The following is an 18,408-nucleotide window of genomic DNA, read 5'->3' as shown; positions in this document are numbered from 1 at the left end:
TGAGGTGTGCCATGAATATCGCTATCATCGCTTCTGCAGGCGGAAACCAGCGCCACCGGATTCTCGCCGTCGCCCGTGAGCTGGGTCGCGAGCACCACGTCACCATTTACTCCCGTCGTGACAACACCGAAGGCAAGCCCAAGACGCGGGTGGCCCCGGGTGTCACGCTCGAGCACATCGACGTGGGGCCGGCCAAGGAGCTTGCGGCAGACGAGGTCGTCCCATACCTCAACGACGTCGGCCAGCAGCTGAGCCTGCGCTGGGCCCAGGACCGGCCTGACGTGATCCACGCGCATTCGTGGACCTCCGGCCTGGCCGCGGTGGCCGGCGCGAAGGGGCTGAACGTACCGGTCACGCAGACGTTCCACACCACGGACGCGACCCACATGAAGCTGGAGCGCGCGCTCGGCCGCCGCGCCAACGCGGTGATCGCCGGATCGGGCGACGAGGAATCGGCGCTGATCAGGCTCGGCGTCCCGCGCGGCAACATCGCCATCGTCCCCTACGGCGTGGACACCGAGCGCTTCCAGCGCCGCGGCGCCATCGCCACGAAGGGCACCCGCAAGCGCCTGCTGCACGTGGGACCGCTCTCCACCGAACGCGGCGCGCACACCATCGTGCGGGCGCTGCAGGGGCTCGGCGACGTGGAGCTCGTCATCGCGGGCGGGCCCGAGCCCGAGGACCTCGACCACGACAGGGACGCGCGCCGCCTGCGCGCCCTGGCCGAGCAGCTCGGCGTCTCCGACCGGGTGACGCTGCTGGGCCAGGTGAAGCGGGCCGCGGTGCCCAAGCTGATGCGCAGCGCGGACGCCGTGGTGTCGGTGCCGCGCGAGGCCGGGACGGGGATCGTCGCGCTGGAGGCCATGGCCTGCGGCGTACCGGTGATCGCCTCGGCCGTCGGGGCGCACCTCGACTCCATCATCGACGGCGTCACCGGCCTGCTGGTGCCGCCGGACCGTCCCGCGAGCACCGCGCGGCTGGCCCGCGAGCTGCTGTGGGACCCGACCCTGCGCACGGCGCTCGGCTACGCCGGGGCCGACAGGGCGCGCTCGCGCTACTCGTGGGAGCGCGTCAGCCAGGAGCTCGTCCGGGTCTACGAGGCGGCCTGCGCCTGACACGCGAGCACACTCCGGCAGGTGGCGCGAGCCACCTGCCGGCACCATGTCCGGCCCGTGTCCAGCACCATGTCCGGCCCGTGTCCAGCACCATGTCCGGCCCCTGTCCAGCACCATGCCCGGCCCGGGTCCGGCCCGGACGTCCGACGCAGGCGGGCTCCAGGCGAAATATCCGCCCCAAATATCCGCCCGAGATATCCGCGCGCGCTTCCGGTAGCCGTGTGCCAGTCTGGCCCGCATGGAGATCGATGACGCACGATCGCTGGCACACGCGCTCCAGAGGCTGGTCCACGAGGCCTACAACCTGATCGACGAGTCCCGGCCCGTTCCCGTCCTGGTCTCGCGGGTGACCGGCCACCTGGCGTGCGAGCTGAGGAACGCCGTCTGCGTCACCCAGAGCTTCCGGAACTGGGAGCTCGCCAGCCTCCATCAGGGAGTGGACGCCTACCTGGCGGCACGCGGCGGGGCCGACTGGTTCGGCGTGTCGGGGCAGGGCCGCGAGCACAACGACATCATCGACATCCTGACCACGGCCGGCCGCGGGTTCGAGCAGTACGACATCGGCGCCGTCGACTACGCCACCGTGTCCGTGGGCCCGGACGAGACGATGGAGGTCGTCTCGTTCGGCCTGGCCCTGACGACGGCCCCGGACGGCGCGCCCATCGCGATCGGCCTGCGCGGCCCCGCCGAGGAGTACGGCAAGGAAGGCTGCCGGGTGGAGGTGATCGCGACCTCGCGCGAGAGCGCCACCGCCGCCAGGGAGGAGATCGAGCGGCTGATGCGGCTGAACGACGCGCTGCGCGGCCAGATCCTCACCTTCGGCGTCTCGGAGCACCGGGGCAACAGCCTGGTGACGTTCCTGCCGCGCCCGTCGCTCGGCCCCGCCGAGGTGATCCTGCCCGAAGGGGTGCTGGAGACGGTCGAGCGGCACGTGGCCGGCATCGGCGAGCACGCCGAGGCGCTGCTGGCCCGTGGCCAGCACCTCAAGCGCGGGCTGCTGCTGCACGGCCCGCCCGGGACCGGCAAGACGCACACGGTGCGCTATCTGATGGGCCGCATGCCGGGCGTGACGGTCCTGGTCATGGCCGGTACGGCGATGCGCTTCATCTCCGAGGCGGCGGCCCTGGCCAGGCGGCTGCAGCCGGCCATCGTGGTCGTGGAGGACGTGGACCTGGTTGCGCATGACCGCCGCTTCTCCGACGAGGGCAGCCCGCTGCTGTTCACCCTGTTCGACGCCATGGACGGGATCGGCGCGGACGCCGACGTCACGTTCGTGCTCACCACGAACCGGGCCGAGGTGCTGGAGGAGGCCCTGGCGAACCGGCCGGGCCGGGTGGATCTGGCCGTGGAGGTGCCGAGGCCGGACGCGCGCTGCCGGCTGGCGCTCCTGCGCCTGTACGGGGCGGGGCCGCTCCCCGAGGCTGACCTGGAGCCGCTGGTGGCCAGGACGGACGGGATGACCGCGTCGTTCTTCAAGGAGCTGCTGCGCCGGGCGGTGCTGGTGTCCCTGCGGGAGGGGTCCGCCGGGGAGACGCCTTCGGCCGCGCACCTGGCGGCCGCCCTGGAGGAGATGCTGCGTGGCCACGAGGCGCTGACCCGCTCGCTGCTCGGCGCCCCCAGACCGGCGCTCAGCTATACCCATGAGACGAATGGGGCGGATGGCCTGTAACGGGAGCGAATCTTTGCTTCGATGGTCGGCATGTCCAAACGCAGTTCGATCGTGGCGGCGGCGGCGCTCATGGGCGTCGCGGCCCTCCCCCAGACCGCACACGCGCAGACGACCACACAGCCGGCCTCCTGGGGCGCCCCCGCGCTCGTGGAGAACTTCAACGGCTCCTCGATCAACACGAGCAAATGGATGATCTACCATTCGCCCCAGGCGGAGCGTAATCCCCGTACCGGGAAGGCGGCGACGGTCGCGAACGGGGTGCTGCGCCTCAAGGGCGGCATGTACGGCGGCAAGGACCTGTCCGGCGGCGTGGCCACCCGGCTCGCCCAGCGCTACGGCCGGTGGGAGGTCAGGTTCAAGGCCGAGGCGGGCGCCGGGTACACGCCGGTGGCGCTGCTCTGGCCCACGTCGCAGAGCGAGGGCGACGGCTACTCGGAGGTCAACTTCGCCGAGATCGTCGATCCCCGGCGGCAGGGCGGCGGCATCTTCGTGCACAGCGGGCAGGGCAGGGCGCGGCGGGTGCTGCGGGCCGACTTCACCAAGTGGCACACCGTGGCGGTGGACTGGCTGCCCGGGCGGCTGACGTTCTGGCTGGACGGCAGGAAGGTGTGGGACTACCGCGGCCGGCACGTCCCGGACGCGCGGAAGATGAGCCTGGCGCTGCAGAACGACGTGGTGTGCGAGCCGCGCTGCCGCGACTCCGCCACGCCCCGCACGGTGTCGATGTACGTGGACTGGGTGAAGATCTACCGGGCCTCCTGAGCGCGCAGCCGGGCCGCCTTGAGCCCCAGGTGGACGGCCAGCCGGTCGTCACCGTCCGACAGGTCCCTGTGCGTGAGGCGCTCGGCCTTGCCCAGCCGGTAGTAGAGCGTCTGGCGGTGGATGCCGAGCTCGGCGGCGCTCTTCTGGGCGTGGCCGCCGCGATCGAGGTAGACCTCCACGGTCTGCGCCAGCTCGGCGTCCAGCGCCGCGGTCTCGGCGGCCAGCTCGCGCAGGTCCTGCTGGCCGAGCCTGGCCAGCAGGCGGTGCACGCCGAGGTCCGCCCAGTGGGCGATGGGGGCGTGCCGGGGGAAGTGCTCGGCGATGCGCAGCGCCTGCCGGGCCTCGCGCCAGCTCAGCCAGGCGTCGGCCGGGTCGGGCCTGGGCCCGCCCACCCCGGCGGCGGTGCCGTACGCGCTCTGGACGGTCTGCGCCACCTCGCCCGCCAGGTGGGCTGGGGCGAGCAGCGCGACGGGCGAGCCCGTACGGGCCAGGACGCCGCGCGGGAGCGTCCAGAGCGCGGCCACGCGCTCGTCGGACTCGCGCACGGCGATGGCCGTGACCGGGCCGGGCAGGTCGATGGCGGCGCCCGCGCGCTCCTCCGGGTCGGACGAGAACAGCGCGAGCAGCCCGCGCCCGACGTCCTGCCGGCTCCTCGCCTCCTGGGCGAGCGCGGCGGCGGCCCTGGCGACGAGCGGGGCGGCGGCCTGCAGCGCCGCGTCGGTGAGCTCGCCCGAGTCGAGCAGCCAGAGATAGCCGTAGGTGACGTCGGCGTGCCGCAGCGGCCAGCAGATCCGGCCCAGCACCTTGAGCTCGGCGTCCCCGGGGATCCGGACCGGGCCGGGCGCCCTGGCGATGCCGTAGCGTTCGAAGTAGTCGCGCACCTCGCCCGTGGCCCGCCGGCGCAGGATCGACTCCTGGCGGACCGTGTCGATGTCGCCGTGCTGCGCCCCGTACGCCAGCAGGCGGAACGAGCGGTCCTCCAGCGTCGCGGACGCGCCCAGCCGGGCGGCGATCTCGTCGACGATCTCTTGCAGATCTGCGGTGTTGTGCATTTGTATGACAGCCTGCCATATGCGGCGTTACGCGCGTCGATGGCCCCCTCTGAGCTGCGGTTTCTAAACTGAAGCCATGCTCGGTCAACTGCTGCTCGCCGCGTCAAGAAGCGGACTCGTACGCCGCTCCGTGTCAGGCTTCCCGCTCACCAAGAAGGTGGTGCAGCGGTTCGTCGCCGGCGAAAGCGTGCAGGAGGCCCGCGACGCCATCGAACGGCTGCGCGATGCGAACCTCGCCGTCACCGTCGACCACCTCGGCGAGGAGACGCGCGACGCGCGGGCCGCCGAGGACACCGCGAACGCCTACATCACCCTGCTCGACGCGCTCAGGCCGCTGCAGCTCGGGCGCGGGGGCGAGGTGTCGGTGAAGCTGTCGGCCGTCGGCCAGCGGCTCGACGACGCGATGGCGCTGGAGCACACCCGCGAGATCTGCGCCGCCGCCGCCCTCAACGGCTCCACGGTGACCCTCGACATGGAGGACCACACCACCGTCGACTCCACGCTGTCGATCCTGCGCAAGCTGCGCGAGGACTACCCCACGACGGGCGTGGCGATCCAGTCGTACCTGTTCCGCAGCGAGGAGGACTGCCGCGACCTCTCGTCGGAGGGCTCCAGGGTCCGCCTGGTCAAGGGCGCCTACCGCGAGCCCGCCTCGGTCGCCCACCAGGGCAAGACGGCTGTGGACAAGGCCTACGTGCGATGCCTGCGGATCCTCATGGCGGGGAAGGGGTATCCCATGGTGGCGACACACGACGACCGCATGATCTCCATCACGGAGCTGCTCGCCGACCGGTTCGGGCGCGGGATCGGCGACCACGAGTTCCAGATGCTCTACGGAATCAGGACCGACCGGCAGGAGGCCCTGGCCGGCGCCGGTCACACGGTCCGTGTCTACGTCCCCTACGGCGACGACTGGTACGGCTACTTCATGCGCCGCCTCGCGGAGCGCCCCGCCAACGTCGCCTTCTTCCTTCGTGCCCTTGGGGGTAAGTAAATGGATGCCATCAGCAACGTCCCGGTTCCCGCGAACGAGCGCGTGTTCGGCTACGCGCCGGGCAGCGCCGAGCGGGCCGCGCTGGAGAGCCGCATCAAGGAGCTGGCCGGGTCGTCGGTCGACCTGACCATGACCATCGGCGGCGAGCAGCGGCTCGGTGGCGGCGCCCCCATCGACGTGGTCCAGCCGCACAACCACGCCTCCGTCCTGGGCCGTACCAACGACGCTACGGCCCGGGACGTGCAGGACGCCATCGACAGCGCGCTGCGGGCGGCTCCCGCCTGGCGGGCGCTGTCGTTCGACGAGCGGGCCGCGATCTTCCTGAAGGCGGCGGACCTGCTGTCGGGGCCGTGGCGGGCGACGCTGAACGCGGCGACCGTGCTCGGGCAGTCCAAGTCGGCGCAGCAGGCGGAGATCGACGCGGCCTGTGAGCTGATCGACTTCCTGCGGTTCAACGTGGCCTACGCCCGTCAGCTCTACGCCGACCAGCCGGTGTCGTCACCCGGTGTGTGGAACAGGATGGAGTACCGGCCCCTCGAAGGGTTCGTGCTGGCGATCACGCCGTTCAACTTCACCGCTATTGCCGGAAATTTGCCGACTTCTGCCGCTTTGATGGGGAATGTCGTCGTCTGGAAGCCTTCGCCCACCCAGCAGTTCGCCGCGCACTTCACCATGCGGCTGCTGGAGGCGGCCGGGCTCCCGCCGGGCGTGATCAACCTGGTCACTGGCAACGGGCAGGCGATCTCCGAGGTGGCACTCCCCCACCCGGCGCTGGCCGGCATCCACTTCACCGGCTCGACCGCGACGTTCCAGCACCTCTGGGCCGCGGTCGGTGCGAACATCGCCTCCTACCACGGCTACCCGCGCATCGTCGGCGAGACGGGCGGCAAGGACTTCGTGCTGGCGCACCCGTCCGCCGACCCGGGCGTGCTCTCCACGGCGCTGATCAGGGGCGCGTTCGAGTACCAGGGTCAGAAGTGCTCGGCCGCCTCCAGGGCGTACGTCCCGCGCTCGGTCTGGAACCGCATGCGTGACGACTTCGTCTCCGTGGCCGAGTCGCTGACCGTGGGAGACGTGGCGGCCGACCTGTCGACGTTCATGGGCGCGGTCATCGACGGGCGGGCCTTCGCCAAGCACAAGGAGGCCATCGACCGGGCTCGGTCGGCCTCGAACATCGACCTGCTGACCGGCTCGTACGACGACTCGACCGGATATTTCGTGAAGCCGACCATCCTCGAGTGCGCCGACCCGACCGACGAGATCTTCGTCAAGGAGTACTTCGGGCCGATCCTCGGCGTGCACGTCTACGACGACGGCGACTTCGACGCGGTGCTCGACCAGATGGAGGGCATCGCCCCCTACGCGCTGACCGGGTCGATCATCGCCCAGGACCGCTACGCGATCGCCTCGGCGTCGGAGCGGCTGCGCTTCGCGGCCGGCAACTTCTACGTCAACGACAAGCCGACCGGCGCGGTGGTGGGCCAGCAGCCGTTCGGCGGCGCCCGCGCCTCCGGCACCAACGACAAGGCCGGCTCGATCTTCAACCTGATCCGCTGGGTGAACGCCCGCACGATCAAGGAGACGTTCGTGCCGCCCACCGACCACCGTTACCCGCACATGGGCTGATTCATCGCCTGTCGCGCCGGAGAGCCCTCGGGATCCTGCCCCCGAGGGCTCTCCGGCGTTCCCGGGGCCGCGCGCCCATCTCGGGCGGTGCCTGAGGACGGTCCTGGCCCGTGGCGTAATGTGCAATGTTCGTGTCGTTGACGCCACCGGCGCCCGCCCCCAGCATGAAGGACATGCAGCGACGCGTCCTGATCGCCGTCTTCCCCGGATTCCAGCTCCTCGACATGGCCGGTCCCGCCGACGTGTTCAGCACGGCGGACCTGTTCCTGGCCGGGGACGGCTACCGGGTCGAGGTGGGCGCCCTGCGCGCGGGCCCCGTGGCGGCGCACAACGGGATCACGGTGAACGCCGCCGCGCTCGGCGAGGTGACGGGCCCGATCGACACGTTGCTGGTCGCGGGCGGGCTGTCCATGCCCGAGCAGCTCACCGGCGGCGAGCTGGCCGGGGCCGTGACCCGGCTGGCGGGGGCCGCGCGGCGCGTCGCCTCGGTCTGCAACGGCGCGTTCCTGCTGGCGGAGGCCGGGCTGCTGGACCACCGCCGGGCCACGACGCACTGGCTCGCCGCGGACGAGCTGAGCCGTCGCTACGAGCACGTCGAGGTGGACGCCGACCCCCTCTACATCGAGGACGGGAACGTCTGGACCTCCGCGGGCGTCCTGTCCGGCGTCGACCTCGCCCTCGCGATGGTGGCCAGGGACCACGGCCACGACCTCGCCCGTGACGTCGCCCGCGGGCTCGTGGTGTATCTGCACAGGCCGGGCGGGCAGAGCCAGTTCAGCACCCCCATGGGGGCCATGACGCCGCGCAGCGAGCCGCTGAGGGAACTGCAGGCCTACATCGACGCGAATCCGGCCGCCGACCTGAGCGTCCCCGCCCTGGCCGCGCGCGCCGGGATGAGCGAGCGCCACTTCTCGCGCGTCTTCACCGAGCAGACCGGCCTGCCGCCGGGCCGCTACGTCGAGCGCAGCCGGGCCGACACCGCCAGGCGGCTCCTGGAGGTCACCGGCCACCCGCTGGCCACGGTGGCCAGGGAGTCCGGGCTCGGCACGCCCGAGACCCTCTACCGCGTCTTTCACCGCCACTGGCGGATCTCGCCGGGCGACCACCGTCGCCGGTTCCGAGCCAAGGAGAGCTGACCATGCACATCGCCATCCCGCTCTATCCGCGATTCACCGCGCTCGACGTGGCCGGGCCGTACACCGTGATGGCCTTCGCCCCGGACACCACCGTCACGCTCGTCGCCGCCGAGCGGGGCCCGGTCACCGACGACCAGGGGACGCTCACGATGATCGCCACGGCTTCGTACGCGGACCTGCCGGATCCTGACGTGATCATCGTGCCGGGCGGGCTGGGCACCTTCGACGCCCTGGGCGACGAGGCCCTGGTGGCCTGGATCCGGGAGGCCGACCGGCACACCCGGTGGACGACCTCGGTGTGCAGCGGCGCGCTGCTGCTGGGGGCGGCGGGGCTGCTGGAGGGCGCCAAGGCCACGACGCACTGGGCCCTGCTCGACAACCTCAAGCAGTACGGGGCCGAGCCGGTGAGCGAGCGCTCGGTCGCGCACGGCAAGATCGTGACGGCGGCCGGGGTGTCGGCGGGGATCGACATGGCGCTCACGTTGCTGGCCCAAGCGGCCGGCGAGGTGACCGCGCAGGCCGTGCAGCTGGCGATCGAGTACGCCCCGGAGCCCCCGTTCGGCTGCGGCTCGCCGGAGACGGCGCCGGAGGGGATGGTCGAGCGGGCGATCAACCTGCTCGTCTGAGCCCACCCGCCGCGGGAGAGGTCCGGGAGAAGGCGGCGCCCCAGTCCCTCCAGCCTGGGACGAGGGCGCCACCCCCGTCCGGGCCCGTTGTCCGGCGAGCCCGGAGCTCTGTGCGTGGAGCGTTCCACGACCCCGCGACCGGTTCCGCGCCCGCGGGCCGGCCACCAGGTCGCCGCGGGCCGTGTCGACCCCTCCGTCTGGAGGACTGCCCGACGTCGGACACTACGGGGTGCGGCGGCGCTCCGGCGTCAGGGCAGGACCTAGGGATTTCCCTAGGATGTGATCGCGGCCGCCACCCCGGACCGGCCCGCCGTCCCCTACCCGGACCCGCCGTCACCTGAGCGCGGAGCCGCCCCCAGAGCGTGGAGCCGCCCGCTATGTCTCCTCGCCGTCCTCGCCCGCGCCACCGGCGGCGCCGAGCGGCAGGACGTCGAAGTGGACCACCACGTGACCGGTCGCCGCATCCGGCGATCCGGCCGCGGCCTCCCGCTCCCTGCGGTCCGACAGCGCCCGGTACCGCTCCAGCAACTCGAACACCGCGTCCCGCATCTCCCCCGTCTCCTCCGCCGTGAGCCGCAGCGACCGCCGCCCGAACCCGCTGGCCCGCACCCACTCCTCGGGCGCCCCGGCCGATGCGTCGCGCCACCTGGCCAGCTCGGCCCCCCGCTGGCGCACCAGGTCGTCGAGCAGGAACTCCAGCGCGCTGGCCGCCTCCGCATCCGGCGGCGTGTCGCCGTAGGTGAAGCCGCCCAGCACGATCCGCCAGTACTTCTCCTTGCCCCGCCCCATCTCCGGCGCGACCTCGATCATGCCGTGCTTGGCCAGCTCCCTCAGGTGGTAGCTGGTCGCGCCGGTGTTCTGGCCGACGAGGGCGGCGAGCTTCGTGGCGGTGGAGGGTCCGTGCTCGTCGAGCAGCTCGTAGATGCGCAGCCGCAGCGGGTGGGCGAAGGACTTCAGCGCGTTCGCGTCGAGCGTACGGGTGGAGAAGCTCTTGCTTTGCATACGTGTGCACACCTATCTTTGCAAAGGAATCTATGCATACTTTTCCTTACACACTACCGGAGTGAGCCATGACAAGTCTTGGGCGGACGTTCGGCTATCTGTGGTCCTCGACCGCGCTGTCGAACGTCGCGGACGGCGTGCTGAAGGTCGGCGGCCCGCTGCTGGCCGTCTCGATGACCCGCTCACCCACGCTGGTGTCCCTGGTGGGGGCGGCCGCCACGATGCCCTGGCTGCTGTTCGCGCTGCACGCGGGCGCGATCGCCGACCGGGCCGATCGCCGCCGCATCATGGTCCTCGCGAACGCCGCCCGCGCCGTGCTCCTCGCCGCCGTCGCGGTCCTGGCCGGGCTCGGGCTGCTCGACCTGTGGCTGCTGCTCGCCGCCGTGCTCCTGGCCGGCGTGAGCGAGGTCTTCGCCGACACCTCGGCGCAGTCCATCCTGCCGATGGCCGTGCCCGGGAAGCACCTCACGCGGGCGAACGGCCGCGTGTCGACCGCCCAGATGATCGGCAACGACTTCCTGGGCGCCCCGCTGGCGGGCGTGCTCGTCGCCGCCCTGCCCGCCGTCATCTTCGGCGCCCCCGCCCTGCTGTACGGGCTCGCCGGGCTGCTGCTCCTCGGCATGCGCGGCGCGTACGGCCCGGCCGGACCCAGTACCGAGCCCAACAGCGAGCCCGGCAGCGAGCCCGGCACCGGGTCCAGCAACGGGTCCAGCAACGGGTCCAGCGCCGGGTCCAGCGCCGGGTCCAGCAGCGGGCGGCGGCCGTTGCGGCGGGACATCGCCGAGGCCCTGCGCTACCTCTGGGCCCACCGGGTCCTGCGCAGCCTGGCGATCACGGCGGGCCTGCTCAACCTCGCCAACGCCGCCTACTTCGCCGTCCTCGTGCTGTGGGCCGTCGGCGCGGAGTCGCGGATCGGGCTGGCGCCGCACGAGTACGGCCTGATGACGACGGCCTTCGCCGTCGGAGCGGTGCTCGGGTCGCTGCTGTCCGCCCGGGCGGCCGGCTGGTTCGGCGAGTTCAGGACGCTGGTGTACGCGTGGCTCATCAGCAGCCTCCTGCTTCTGGTGCCCGTGTTCGCGCCCTCCCCCTGGACGCTCTACCCCACCGCCGTGCTGTGGGGCGTGACGGGGGCGGCGGGAAACGTCCTGGTGATCTCGGCCAGGCAGCGGCTGATTCCCGCGGAATTGCTCGGGCGAGTCAATTCGGCATATCGGCTCGTCGGCATGGGCGGGATGCCGCTCGGAGCGGCTCTCGGGGGCGTTGTGGCCGAGTTCGTAGGGCTTGGAGCCGTCCTGGCGGGCTCCGCAGGAGTATGTTTGGTAGCTGTCGGACTGGTGCGGCGCGCTTTGTCGGATCGAATTTCTAGGCCCTTGACCAGCGAACCTACACTTTCCGACATATCCGGATCACGTTAGGCACCCTAGAGCCTGTGCTGAGGTGACATGATTATCCCCGAGCTTGAGGGGATGGTATGCGGGAGATCGGCGGACGGTACCTCCTGAACGAGGAGGCCGGTCGTGGGGGTATGGGAGTCGTCTGGCGGGCGTTCGATCAGCTCCTCCACCGTGAGGTGGCGCTGAAGGAGCTGACCTTGGCCGGTGAGGCCGAGATGGTGCGCCGCCGGGTGCTGCGTGAGGCGAGGATGGCCGCTGGCCTGACGCACCCGAACATCGTGACCGTCCACGACCTGCTCGAGGAGGGGCGCAAGCTCTGGATCGTCATGGAATACCTTGACGGGTTGTCCTTGCACCAGTTGCTCTCCCAGGTGGGCACGCTGCCCGCGCAGTCGGTGGCGGCCATCGGCCAGCACCTGCTCGCCGCGCTGCGTACCGCCCACCAGGCCGGGGTGCTGCACCGTGATGTGAAGCCCGCCAACGTCATGCTGACCGGCGACCGCGTGGTGCTGACCGACTTCGGCATCGCGACCGCCGAGGGCGACATCAGGATGACGACGTCGCGGCGGCTCCGGGGCACGCCCGCGTTCATGGCGCCCGAGCGGCTCCACGGCGGTCCGGCCAGCAAGGAGGCCGACATGTGGTCCTTCGGCGCCACCCTCTACAGCGCCATCGAGGGGCAGCCGCCCTACCCGGGGCAGGACGCCGCGACGGTGCTCGGCATGGCGAGGAGCGGCCCCTATCCGCCGCCGCGCCGCGCGGGGGTGATGCGCCCGCTGATCGAGGGGCTGCTCCATCACGACCCGGTCCGCCGGTTCACGCCGGAGCAGACGGCCGGGCTGCTGGCCGGCATGCGTGCCAGCAGCTACCAGGCCGCCATCTGAGCTGACTCACTCCGCGCCCGGGACCGGGGACCCCCGATCCCGGGCCGCGCCGATGCAGCCGGCCCCCGCCGCGCGGCTGATCAGTCGAGACAGAACTCGTTGCCCTCGGGGTCGGCCAGCACGACGTGACCGGCGCCGAGCGGCGGAGCGGGCTCCTGTCGCCCGAGCCGGGTGGCGCCGAGGGAGACGAGCCGCTCGGCCTCCTTCTCCAGTGCCGCCATCCGCGCCTCTCCCTCAAGCCCGGGGGCGGCCCGCACATCGAGGTGCACGCGGTTCTTGGCCTGCTTGCCCTCCGGCACCTTCTGGAAGAACAGCCGCGGCCCTGAGCCGTCGGGGTCGACCACCGCCGAGGCGTCGTTGCGGCTCTCCGGGGGCACCCCCATCGCCTCCAGGGCCCGCTCCCACGACTCGAAGCCCTTGGGCGGATCCTGCAGCCGGTAGCCGAGCACCTCGGCCCAGAACGCCGACAACCCGGCCGGGTCGGCGCAGTCGAAGGTGATCTGTACGTCGCGGGCCACGTCAGCTCGCCTCCTGCCGGATCTGCCGGGTGGTCTGCCCGTGAGTGTGCCCGTGAGTGTGCCCATGGGTGTGCCCATGGGTGTGCAGGTGGAGGTCGCGCAGCAGGCACACCTCGGCCAGATGGTGGATCAGCTCGCGGTGGATGTGCAGCACCAGCGCCCCCAGCGGGCTCTCGGCGTACGGTCCCTCCGCCTCCCCGCACGGGCGGGCCAGGCCGCTCTCGCCGAGGGACTCGACCCCGGCCAGCCACGTTTCGTATTCGGCGTCGAGCTGGTCCAGCGCCGCGGCCGCGGTCGGCGCGTACTCGAACGACTGGTAGTCGGTGGGCGCGCGGCCGAAGTGGGCGGCGTTGCGGACCGCGAGCACGCCGACGATCACATGGCCGAGCCGCCAGGCGATCGTCGTGAACGGCGGCGGGCTGGGCACCGGCATGGCGAAGTCGATGGTCATCGCGCCGGACCCGGCCTGCACGGGTGCGGGGCCGGTGCCGCGCGGGCGCACGCTCCAGGAGCCGGGCACCGGCTCCCAGAAATATTCGTCGTCGGTGAGCCCGTCGAGGCGATCGCGCAGCTGGTGGGTCCAGTGCCAGGTGAGCTGCTCGCGGAGCAGAGGGTTCCAGGTCTGGTCGGTCATGGTCTCACCCTGCCCCATATAGCGGACAGGATCCGTCCGTGATCTGTGGAACGATGAGCGCATGAGCGTCGAGGCGACGACCGAGCGGGTGCTGCGGCTGCTGGCGCTGCTGCAGCACCGGCCGTCCTGGACCGCCACCGAGCTCGCCGCCGAGCTGGGCGTCACCGACCGCTCGGTGCGCCGCGACGTGGAGCGGCTGCGCGCGGTCGGCTACCCCGTGCACGCGACGGCGGGCGTCGGCGGCGGCTACCAGCTCGGCGCGGGCACCCGGCTGCCGCCCCTGCTGCTGGACGACGACGAGGCGATCGCGACCGCGGTGTCCCTGCGCATGGCTTCGGGGGGCACGGTCGCCGGGGCGGGCGAGGCGGCGCTGCGGGCGCTGGCCAAGCTCGACCAGGTGATGCCGCCCCGGCTGCGCGCCGAGGTGCGGGCGGTGCACGGCGCCACCGAGACCCTCCACGGCCCCGGGATCGAGATCGACCCCGAGCTGCTGGTGACGCTCGCGCGGGCCTGCCGCGACGCAGTGCGGGTGCGCTTCCGGTACGCCGCCCGCGACGGCGGCGAACGCGAGCGCACGGTCGAGCCCGTGCGGATGGTCGCCACCGGCCGCCGCTGGTATCTGATGGCCTGGGACACCGGCCGCGCCGACTGGCGTACGTTCCGGCTGGACCGGATGCGCGAGGTGGTGGCGACGACCTGGCGCTTCCGGGCGAGGGAGCACCCGGACCCGGTCGCCTACGTGCAGCGGTCCGTGACCGAGGCGCCCTACCGGTATCTCGCCCGGGTGCGGGTGCACGCCCGGGCCGACCAGGTGCGGGAGCTGGTGCCGCCCCAGGTGGGGCGGGTCGAGGAGGATCGCGACGGGTGGTGCGTGCTCGTGGTGGGCGGGGAGGAGCTGGACTGGCTCGCCGTGCACGTGGCCAGGCTGGGCTTCGAGGCGGAGGTGCTGGAGCCTCCGGAGCTGCGGGAGGCCGTCGCCCGGCTCGCCCGCCGCCTCGCGGCGATGGCCGGGACCGGCTGACGGGCCCGGCCCGCGCCCGTCAGTCTTCCTTCTTCGCCCTGGCCTCGGCCTCGGCCGCGTCCATGGCGGCGGCCTCCTCGGGCGTCGGCGCCGTGCCGCCGAGGTGCGCGGGCTGCCACCACACCCCCGGCGGCACCTCCGGATAGGTGCGCTGCGCCCGGTCCACCAGCTCCGACATGCGGGTGTACAGGTCGCTCACGTGGTCGTTGACGTTCTCCCCGCGCTTGGGGTGCATCGGCTCGCCCACCAGGATGGTGAGCGGCACGTGCCGCTGCGTCAGCTTCTTCGGCCGGCCCTTGGTCCAGAAGCGCTGGCTGCCCCACAACGCCACCGGGATGATGGGGGTGTTGGTCGCCTGGGCCATCCGGATGGCCCCGTTCTTGATCTCCTTGACCGTGAACGAGCGGCTGATCGTCGCCTCGGCGAACACGCCGACGACCTCTCCGGCCTTCAGCATCCGCAGGGCCGTCGCGTAGGAGCCGGCCCCCGCGCCGCGGTCGACCGGGATGTGGTGCATGCCGCGCATCAGCGGCCCCGAGATCCGGTGGTCGAACACGTCCTGCTTGGCCATGAACCGCACCAGCCGCTTCGACGGCAGCGCGGCGAACCCGGCGAAGATGAAGTCGAGGTAGCTGATGTGGTTGCTCACCAGCACCGCTCCCCCCGTCCGCGGCACATGCTCGGTCCCCTCCATGTGGAAGCGGACGTCGAGCATGCGAAACAGGGTCCGCGCGGCGGCGATCACCGGCGGGTACACGATCTCAGCCATGACCAGAAGGTAGCCTACTCAGGCAGGTTTCACGGTAGTCGGCAGGCGGGTCATCCCCCGTACGTTGCCGTGCGAGGTCCTCCTGATGCCCTCGGCGTCGATGTCGTAGTCGGGCGAGACGGCCCTCGTGAGCTCCTCCAGCGCCACGCGGGCCTCCAGGCGGGCGAGCGGGCCGCCGAGGCAGAAATGCCGCCCCGCGCCGAAGCTGATGGCCTTGCCCGTGTCACGCTCCAGGTCGTATACGTCGGGATCGGGGAAGACATTCTCGTCCCGGTTGGCGGAGCCGATCAGCAGCCACATCTTGGCGCCGGCGGGGACGCGGGTGCCGTACCACTCCGTGGGCTCCGTGAGGCGGCGGGCGGTGCCCTGCGCGGGGGTGTCGTAGCGCAGCGACTCCTCCACCCAGCGTGTGATCGCCCCGCCGAAGGCCACTGCGCGCTGGTCGGGGTTGCGCCACGCCCAGTACCAGGCGGCGCCGAGCAGATGGGTGGTGGTCTCCGCGCCGGCCCCGATCAGCAGGAACAGGAACGCCGCGATGTCGTCGTCGGTCAGCTCCTCGTCGGCCACGAGCACGGAGACGAGGTCGTCGCGCGGCGCGGCCCGGCGTTCGGCGATGATCGTGCGGTAGTAGTCGCCGAGGGAGACGATGGTCTTGACGCCCTCTTCGACGATCTTGCCTTCGGGGTCGTAGGCGAGCAGGGCCGAGGTGCTGCGGCGGACGCCGGCCCGCTCGGACGGCGGCACGCCCACCAGCTCGGAGATCACGTCGAGCGGCAGCTTGGCGGCGATGTCGCGGGCGAAGTCGAACGTCCTGCGCTCGACCGCCTCCTCGATGTACCCGCGGGCGATCTGCCTGATCATGGGTTCGAGCGCGGCGACCCGGCGCGGGGTGAAGCCCCGGGAGATGGTGGCCCGCATGCGGGTGTGGTCGGGCGGGTCCATCGCCACGAACGACAGGAACGTGCGCGCCCGCGGGCCGAAGGCGCCCTCGTCGAGCACGGGGCCGTGGTCGCTGGACAGCAGGGCGCTGTCGGTCAGCGCGGCGGCGACGTCGGCGTGCCGGGACAGCGCCCAGAAGCCGAGGTCGGAGTTGTGGTAGAGCGGCGCTTCCCGGCGTAACCGCGCGTAGACGGGGTACGGATCGTCGTTGACCACGGGATCGTAGGGACTGTAGGAGACATCCACCCCGACCACGCTACGACGCCCGCGCCTTCTTGACATCCTCCCCGCCTGAAGGACGGGAATCCCAGACCTGGAGACCGCCATGACCCACCGCCCCGCCTGCCCGGGCCGCACCGCGGGCCTCGCAGGCCGTGAAGCAGCAGGTGCCTGGTGACATGAAGAAGCTCATCAACACGGCGGACTCCGTCGTCTCGGACGCGCTGAACGGCATGGCCGCGGCACACCCCTCGCTGCGGATCCGCGACCAGGTGGTCTACCGGGCCGAGGGGCCGCGCCCCGGCAAGGTCGGTCTGGTCTCCGGCGGCGGGTCGGGGCACGAGCCGCTGCATGCCGGTTTCGTCGGGTACGGCATGCTCGACGCGGCCTGCCCCGGCGAGATCTTCACCTCGCCGGTGCCCGACCAGATCATCGACGCGACCAAGGCGGTGGACGGCGGGGCCGGGGTTCTGCACATCGTCAAGAACTACACCGGTGACGTGCTGAACTTCGAGATGGCCGCCGAGCTGACCGAGGACGTCGAGGTGGTGAGCGTGCTGGTCGACGACGACGTGGCCGTCCAGGACTCCCTCTACACGGCGGGCCGGCGCGGCACCGGAGCGACGCTGTTCGTGGAGAAGATCGCGGGGGCGCTGGCCGAGGAGGGCGCGCCGCTGGCCGCCGTCGCCGCCGTGGCGAGCGAGGTGGACGAGCGCAGCAGGTCGTTCGGCATCGCGCTGACGTCGTGCACGACGCCGCATGCGGGCAAGCCCACGTTCGACCTGCCGGAGACGGAGGTGGAGCTGGGCATCGGCATCCACGGCGAGCCGGGGCGGGCGCGGGTGCCGCTGGTCCCGGCCCGCGAGCTGGCCGGCATCGCCATGGAGGCCATCCACGGCGACCTGCCGCTGCGCGGCGACCTGCTGGTCATGGTGAACGGCATGGGCGGCACGCCCCTGATGGAGCTGTACGTGGCCTTCGCGGAGGTGGCGGCGTACGTCGAGGGCAAGGGGGCCCGGGTGTCGCGCTCGCTCGTCGGCAACTACGTGACGAGCCTCGACATGCAGGGCTTCTCCGTGACGATCTGCCTGCTCGACGACACGCTGACCCGGTTGTGGGACGCACCGGTCGAGACGCCCGGGCTGCGCTGGGGGCGCTGATGGAGACGGACCTGTTCGTGGCCTGGCTGGAGGAGGCGGCCCGGCTCGTTCGCGCCGACCGCGACCGGCTGACCGAGCTGGACGCGGCGATCGGCGACGCCGACCACGGCACGAACCTGGACCGCGGGCTCACCGAGGTCTGCAAGGCGCTGGCGGGCGCGCCTCCCGACTCGCCCGCGCGGGTGCTGGCCACGGCGGGCGCGACGCTCATCCGCCGCGTGGGCGGGGCCTCGGGGCCGCTGTACGGCTCGGTGTTCCGCCAGATGGGCAAGGCGCTGGAGGGGCAGAGCGGGCCGGTGACGCTGGCCGGGTTCGCGGGAGCGTTCGAGGAGGGCGTCGTGGCGGTCGAGCGGCTGGGCAAGGCCGCGCTGGGCGACAAGACGATGGTGGACGCGCTGGCGCCGGCCTCGCGCGCGCTGGCCCTGGCCGTACGCGATGGGGCGGGGGTGCGCCAGGCGGTCGAGCAGGCGGCGCGGGCGGCCGAGGAGGGGGCCGAAGCCACGATCCCGATGCAGGCGCGCAAGGGCCGGGCCAGCTACCTGGGCGAGCGCAGCATCGGCCACGAGGATCCCGGGGCCGCCTCGGCCGCGCTGATCATGGCCGCGCTGGCCGCCGTGGTCGCGTGACGGGAGCCTGCTGATGGTGGGGCTGGTGCTCGTCTCGCACAGCGCCGGGCTGGCCGCGGAGGCGGCGGCGCTGGCCCGGGGCATCGCGGGCGCCGATGTTCCGGTCGCGGCGGCGGGCGGCACGGAGGACGGCGGGCTGGGCACGAGCCTGGATCTCATCGAGCGGGCGCTGCTGGCCGTCGATCAGGGGGACGGGGTCGTGGTCATCCCCGACCTGGGCAGCTCGGTGCTGACCTCCCGCCTGGTGGAGGAGGAGGGGCGG

Annotated in this window: 19 protein-coding genes; 13 read left to right on the top strand and 6 right to left on the bottom strand. The window is 72.3% G+C overall.

All coding sequences use genetic code 11. The annotated features are described in order from the left end of the window. The first annotated feature begins 11 nt into the window (after window positions 1–11). From ETD85_RS14405 to ETD85_RS14395, 3 genes are all read left to right on the top strand, one after another. A complete protein-coding gene (locus ETD85_RS14405) occupies window positions 12–1,115 on the top strand; it encodes a glycosyltransferase (protein ID WP_138690198.1) in 1,104 nt (367 codons plus the stop codon). 238 nt (window positions 1,116–1,353) lie between these two features. After that, complete coding sequence (locus ETD85_RS14400; RefSeq protein WP_138690197.1) at window positions 1,354–2,784, top strand: AAA family ATPase; 1,431 nt, start codon at window positions 1,354–1,356, stop codon at window positions 2,782–2,784. 30 nt (window positions 2,785–2,814) lie between these two features. Then, complete coding sequence (locus tag ETD85_RS14395) at window positions 2,815–3,546, top strand: glycoside hydrolase family 16 protein (protein WP_170246666.1); 732 nt, start codon at window positions 2,815–2,817, stop codon at window positions 3,544–3,546. On the opposite strand, the gene ETD85_RS14390 is transcribed toward ETD85_RS14395, so the two are convergent. Beyond that, complete coding sequence (locus ETD85_RS14390) at window positions 3,531–4,598, bottom strand: PucR family transcriptional regulator (protein WP_138690195.1); 1,068 nt, start codon at window positions 4,596–4,598, stop codon at window positions 3,531–3,533. The two genes, ETD85_RS14395 and ETD85_RS14390, sit on opposite strands and share 16 nt — an antisense overlap. 76 nt (window positions 4,599–4,674) lie before the next feature. On the opposite strand from ETD85_RS14390, the gene ETD85_RS14385 reads away from it, so the two are divergent. The 4 genes from ETD85_RS14385 (at window position 4,675) to ETD85_RS14370 (ending at window position 8,980) form a co-directional block, all read left to right on the top strand. Further along, window positions 4,675–5,592, top strand: a complete 918-nt coding sequence (locus tag ETD85_RS14385; RefSeq protein ID WP_138690194.1) for a proline dehydrogenase family protein — start codon at window positions 4,675–4,677, stop codon at window positions 5,590–5,592. Next, the gene (pruA, locus tag ETD85_RS14380; RefSeq protein ID WP_138690193.1) at window positions 5,593–7,218 is read left to right on the top strand and encodes an L-glutamate gamma-semialdehyde dehydrogenase; all 1,626 of its coding nucleotides are present in this window, start codon (window positions 5,593–5,595) and stop codon (window positions 7,216–7,218) included. A gap of 173 nt (window positions 7,219–7,391) precedes the next feature. After that, complete coding sequence (locus ETD85_RS14375; RefSeq protein ID WP_138690192.1) at window positions 7,392–8,354, top strand: GlxA family transcriptional regulator; 963 nt, start codon at window positions 7,392–7,394, stop codon at window positions 8,352–8,354. A gap of 2 nt (window positions 8,355–8,356) precedes the next feature. After that, window positions 8,357–8,980: a DJ-1/PfpI family protein gene (locus ETD85_RS14370; protein ID WP_138690191.1), complete on the top strand. Its 624-nt coding sequence runs from the start codon at window positions 8,357–8,359 to the stop codon at window positions 8,978–8,980. 375 nt (window positions 8,981–9,355) lie between these two features. Here ETD85_RS14370 and ETD85_RS14365 read toward each other — a convergent pair whose 3' ends face one another. Further along, window positions 9,356–9,982 carry an ArsR/SmtB family transcription factor gene (locus ETD85_RS14365; RefSeq protein ID WP_138690190.1) on the bottom strand — a complete coding sequence of 209 codons (627 nt, stop codon included), beginning with the start codon at window positions 9,980–9,982 and terminating at the stop codon, window positions 9,356–9,358. A 68-nt stretch (window positions 9,983–10,050) separates the two neighbouring features. Between ETD85_RS14365 and ETD85_RS14360 the strand changes: the two genes are divergently transcribed. Next, a complete protein-coding gene (locus tag ETD85_RS14360) occupies window positions 10,051–11,397 on the top strand; it encodes an MFS transporter (protein WP_138690189.1) in 1,347 nt (448 codons plus the stop codon). Window positions 11,398–11,453: 56 nt separating this feature from the next. Next, the gene (locus ETD85_RS14355) at window positions 11,454–12,260 is read left to right on the top strand and encodes a serine/threonine-protein kinase (protein ID WP_138690188.1); all 807 of its coding nucleotides are present in this window, start codon (window positions 11,454–11,456) and stop codon (window positions 12,258–12,260) included. A gap of 80 nt (window positions 12,261–12,340) precedes the next feature. Here ETD85_RS14355 and ETD85_RS14350 read toward each other — a convergent pair whose 3' ends face one another. Then, complete coding sequence (locus tag ETD85_RS14350) at window positions 12,341–12,778, bottom strand: VOC family protein (protein ID WP_138690187.1); 438 nt, start codon at window positions 12,776–12,778, stop codon at window positions 12,341–12,343. 1 nt (window position 12,779) lies between these two features. Then, window positions 12,780–13,412, bottom strand: coding sequence for a DinB family protein (locus tag ETD85_RS14345; RefSeq protein ID WP_138690186.1), 633 nt, complete (start codon window positions 13,410–13,412; stop codon window positions 12,780–12,782). Between the two features lie 61 nt (window positions 13,413–13,473). On the opposite strand from ETD85_RS14345, the gene ETD85_RS14340 reads away from it, so the two are divergent. Next, window positions 13,474–14,433: a helix-turn-helix transcriptional regulator gene (locus ETD85_RS14340; RefSeq protein WP_138690185.1), complete on the top strand. Its 960-nt coding sequence runs from the start codon at window positions 13,474–13,476 to the stop codon at window positions 14,431–14,433. Window positions 14,434–14,452: 19 nt separating this feature from the next. Here the strand turns inward: ETD85_RS14340 and ETD85_RS14335 are convergent, their stop codons facing one another. Continuing rightward, window positions 14,453–15,202, bottom strand: a complete 750-nt coding sequence (locus ETD85_RS14335; protein WP_138690184.1) for a lysophospholipid acyltransferase family protein — start codon at window positions 15,200–15,202, stop codon at window positions 14,453–14,455. A gap of 18 nt (window positions 15,203–15,220) precedes the next feature. Then, window positions 15,221–16,387: a cytochrome P450 gene (locus ETD85_RS14330; protein ID WP_240779143.1), complete on the bottom strand. Its 1,167-nt coding sequence runs from the start codon at window positions 16,385–16,387 to the stop codon at window positions 15,221–15,223. A 152-nt stretch (window positions 16,388–16,539) separates the two neighbouring features. Between ETD85_RS14330 and dhaK the strand changes: the two genes are divergently transcribed. The 3 genes from dhaK to ETD85_RS14315 form a co-directional block, all read left to right on the top strand. Then, the gene (gene dhaK / locus ETD85_RS14325; protein ID WP_138690182.1) at window positions 16,540–17,520 is read left to right on the top strand and encodes a dihydroxyacetone kinase subunit DhaK; all 981 of its coding nucleotides are present in this window, start codon (window positions 16,540–16,542) and stop codon (window positions 17,518–17,520) included. Beyond that, a complete protein-coding gene (gene dhaL / locus ETD85_RS14320; RefSeq protein WP_138690181.1) occupies window positions 17,520–18,146 on the top strand; it encodes a dihydroxyacetone kinase subunit DhaL in 627 nt (208 codons plus the stop codon). Before dhaK ends, dhaL begins: the two co-directional genes overlap by 1 nt. Window positions 18,147–18,159: 13 nt before the next feature. After that, on the top strand, window positions 18,160–18,408 hold a 249-nt coding region (locus ETD85_RS14315; RefSeq protein ID WP_138690180.1), incomplete at its 3' end, for a PTS-dependent dihydroxyacetone kinase phosphotransferase subunit DhaM.

The organism is Nonomuraea zeae (assembly GCF_005889725.1).
GTDB classification, from domain to species: domain Bacteria; phylum Actinomycetota; class Actinomycetes; order Streptosporangiales; family Streptosporangiaceae; genus Nonomuraea; species Nonomuraea zeae.
The sequence above is the reverse complement of the archived record's forward strand: the minus strand, read 5'-3'. Positions and strand labels throughout refer to the sequence as shown.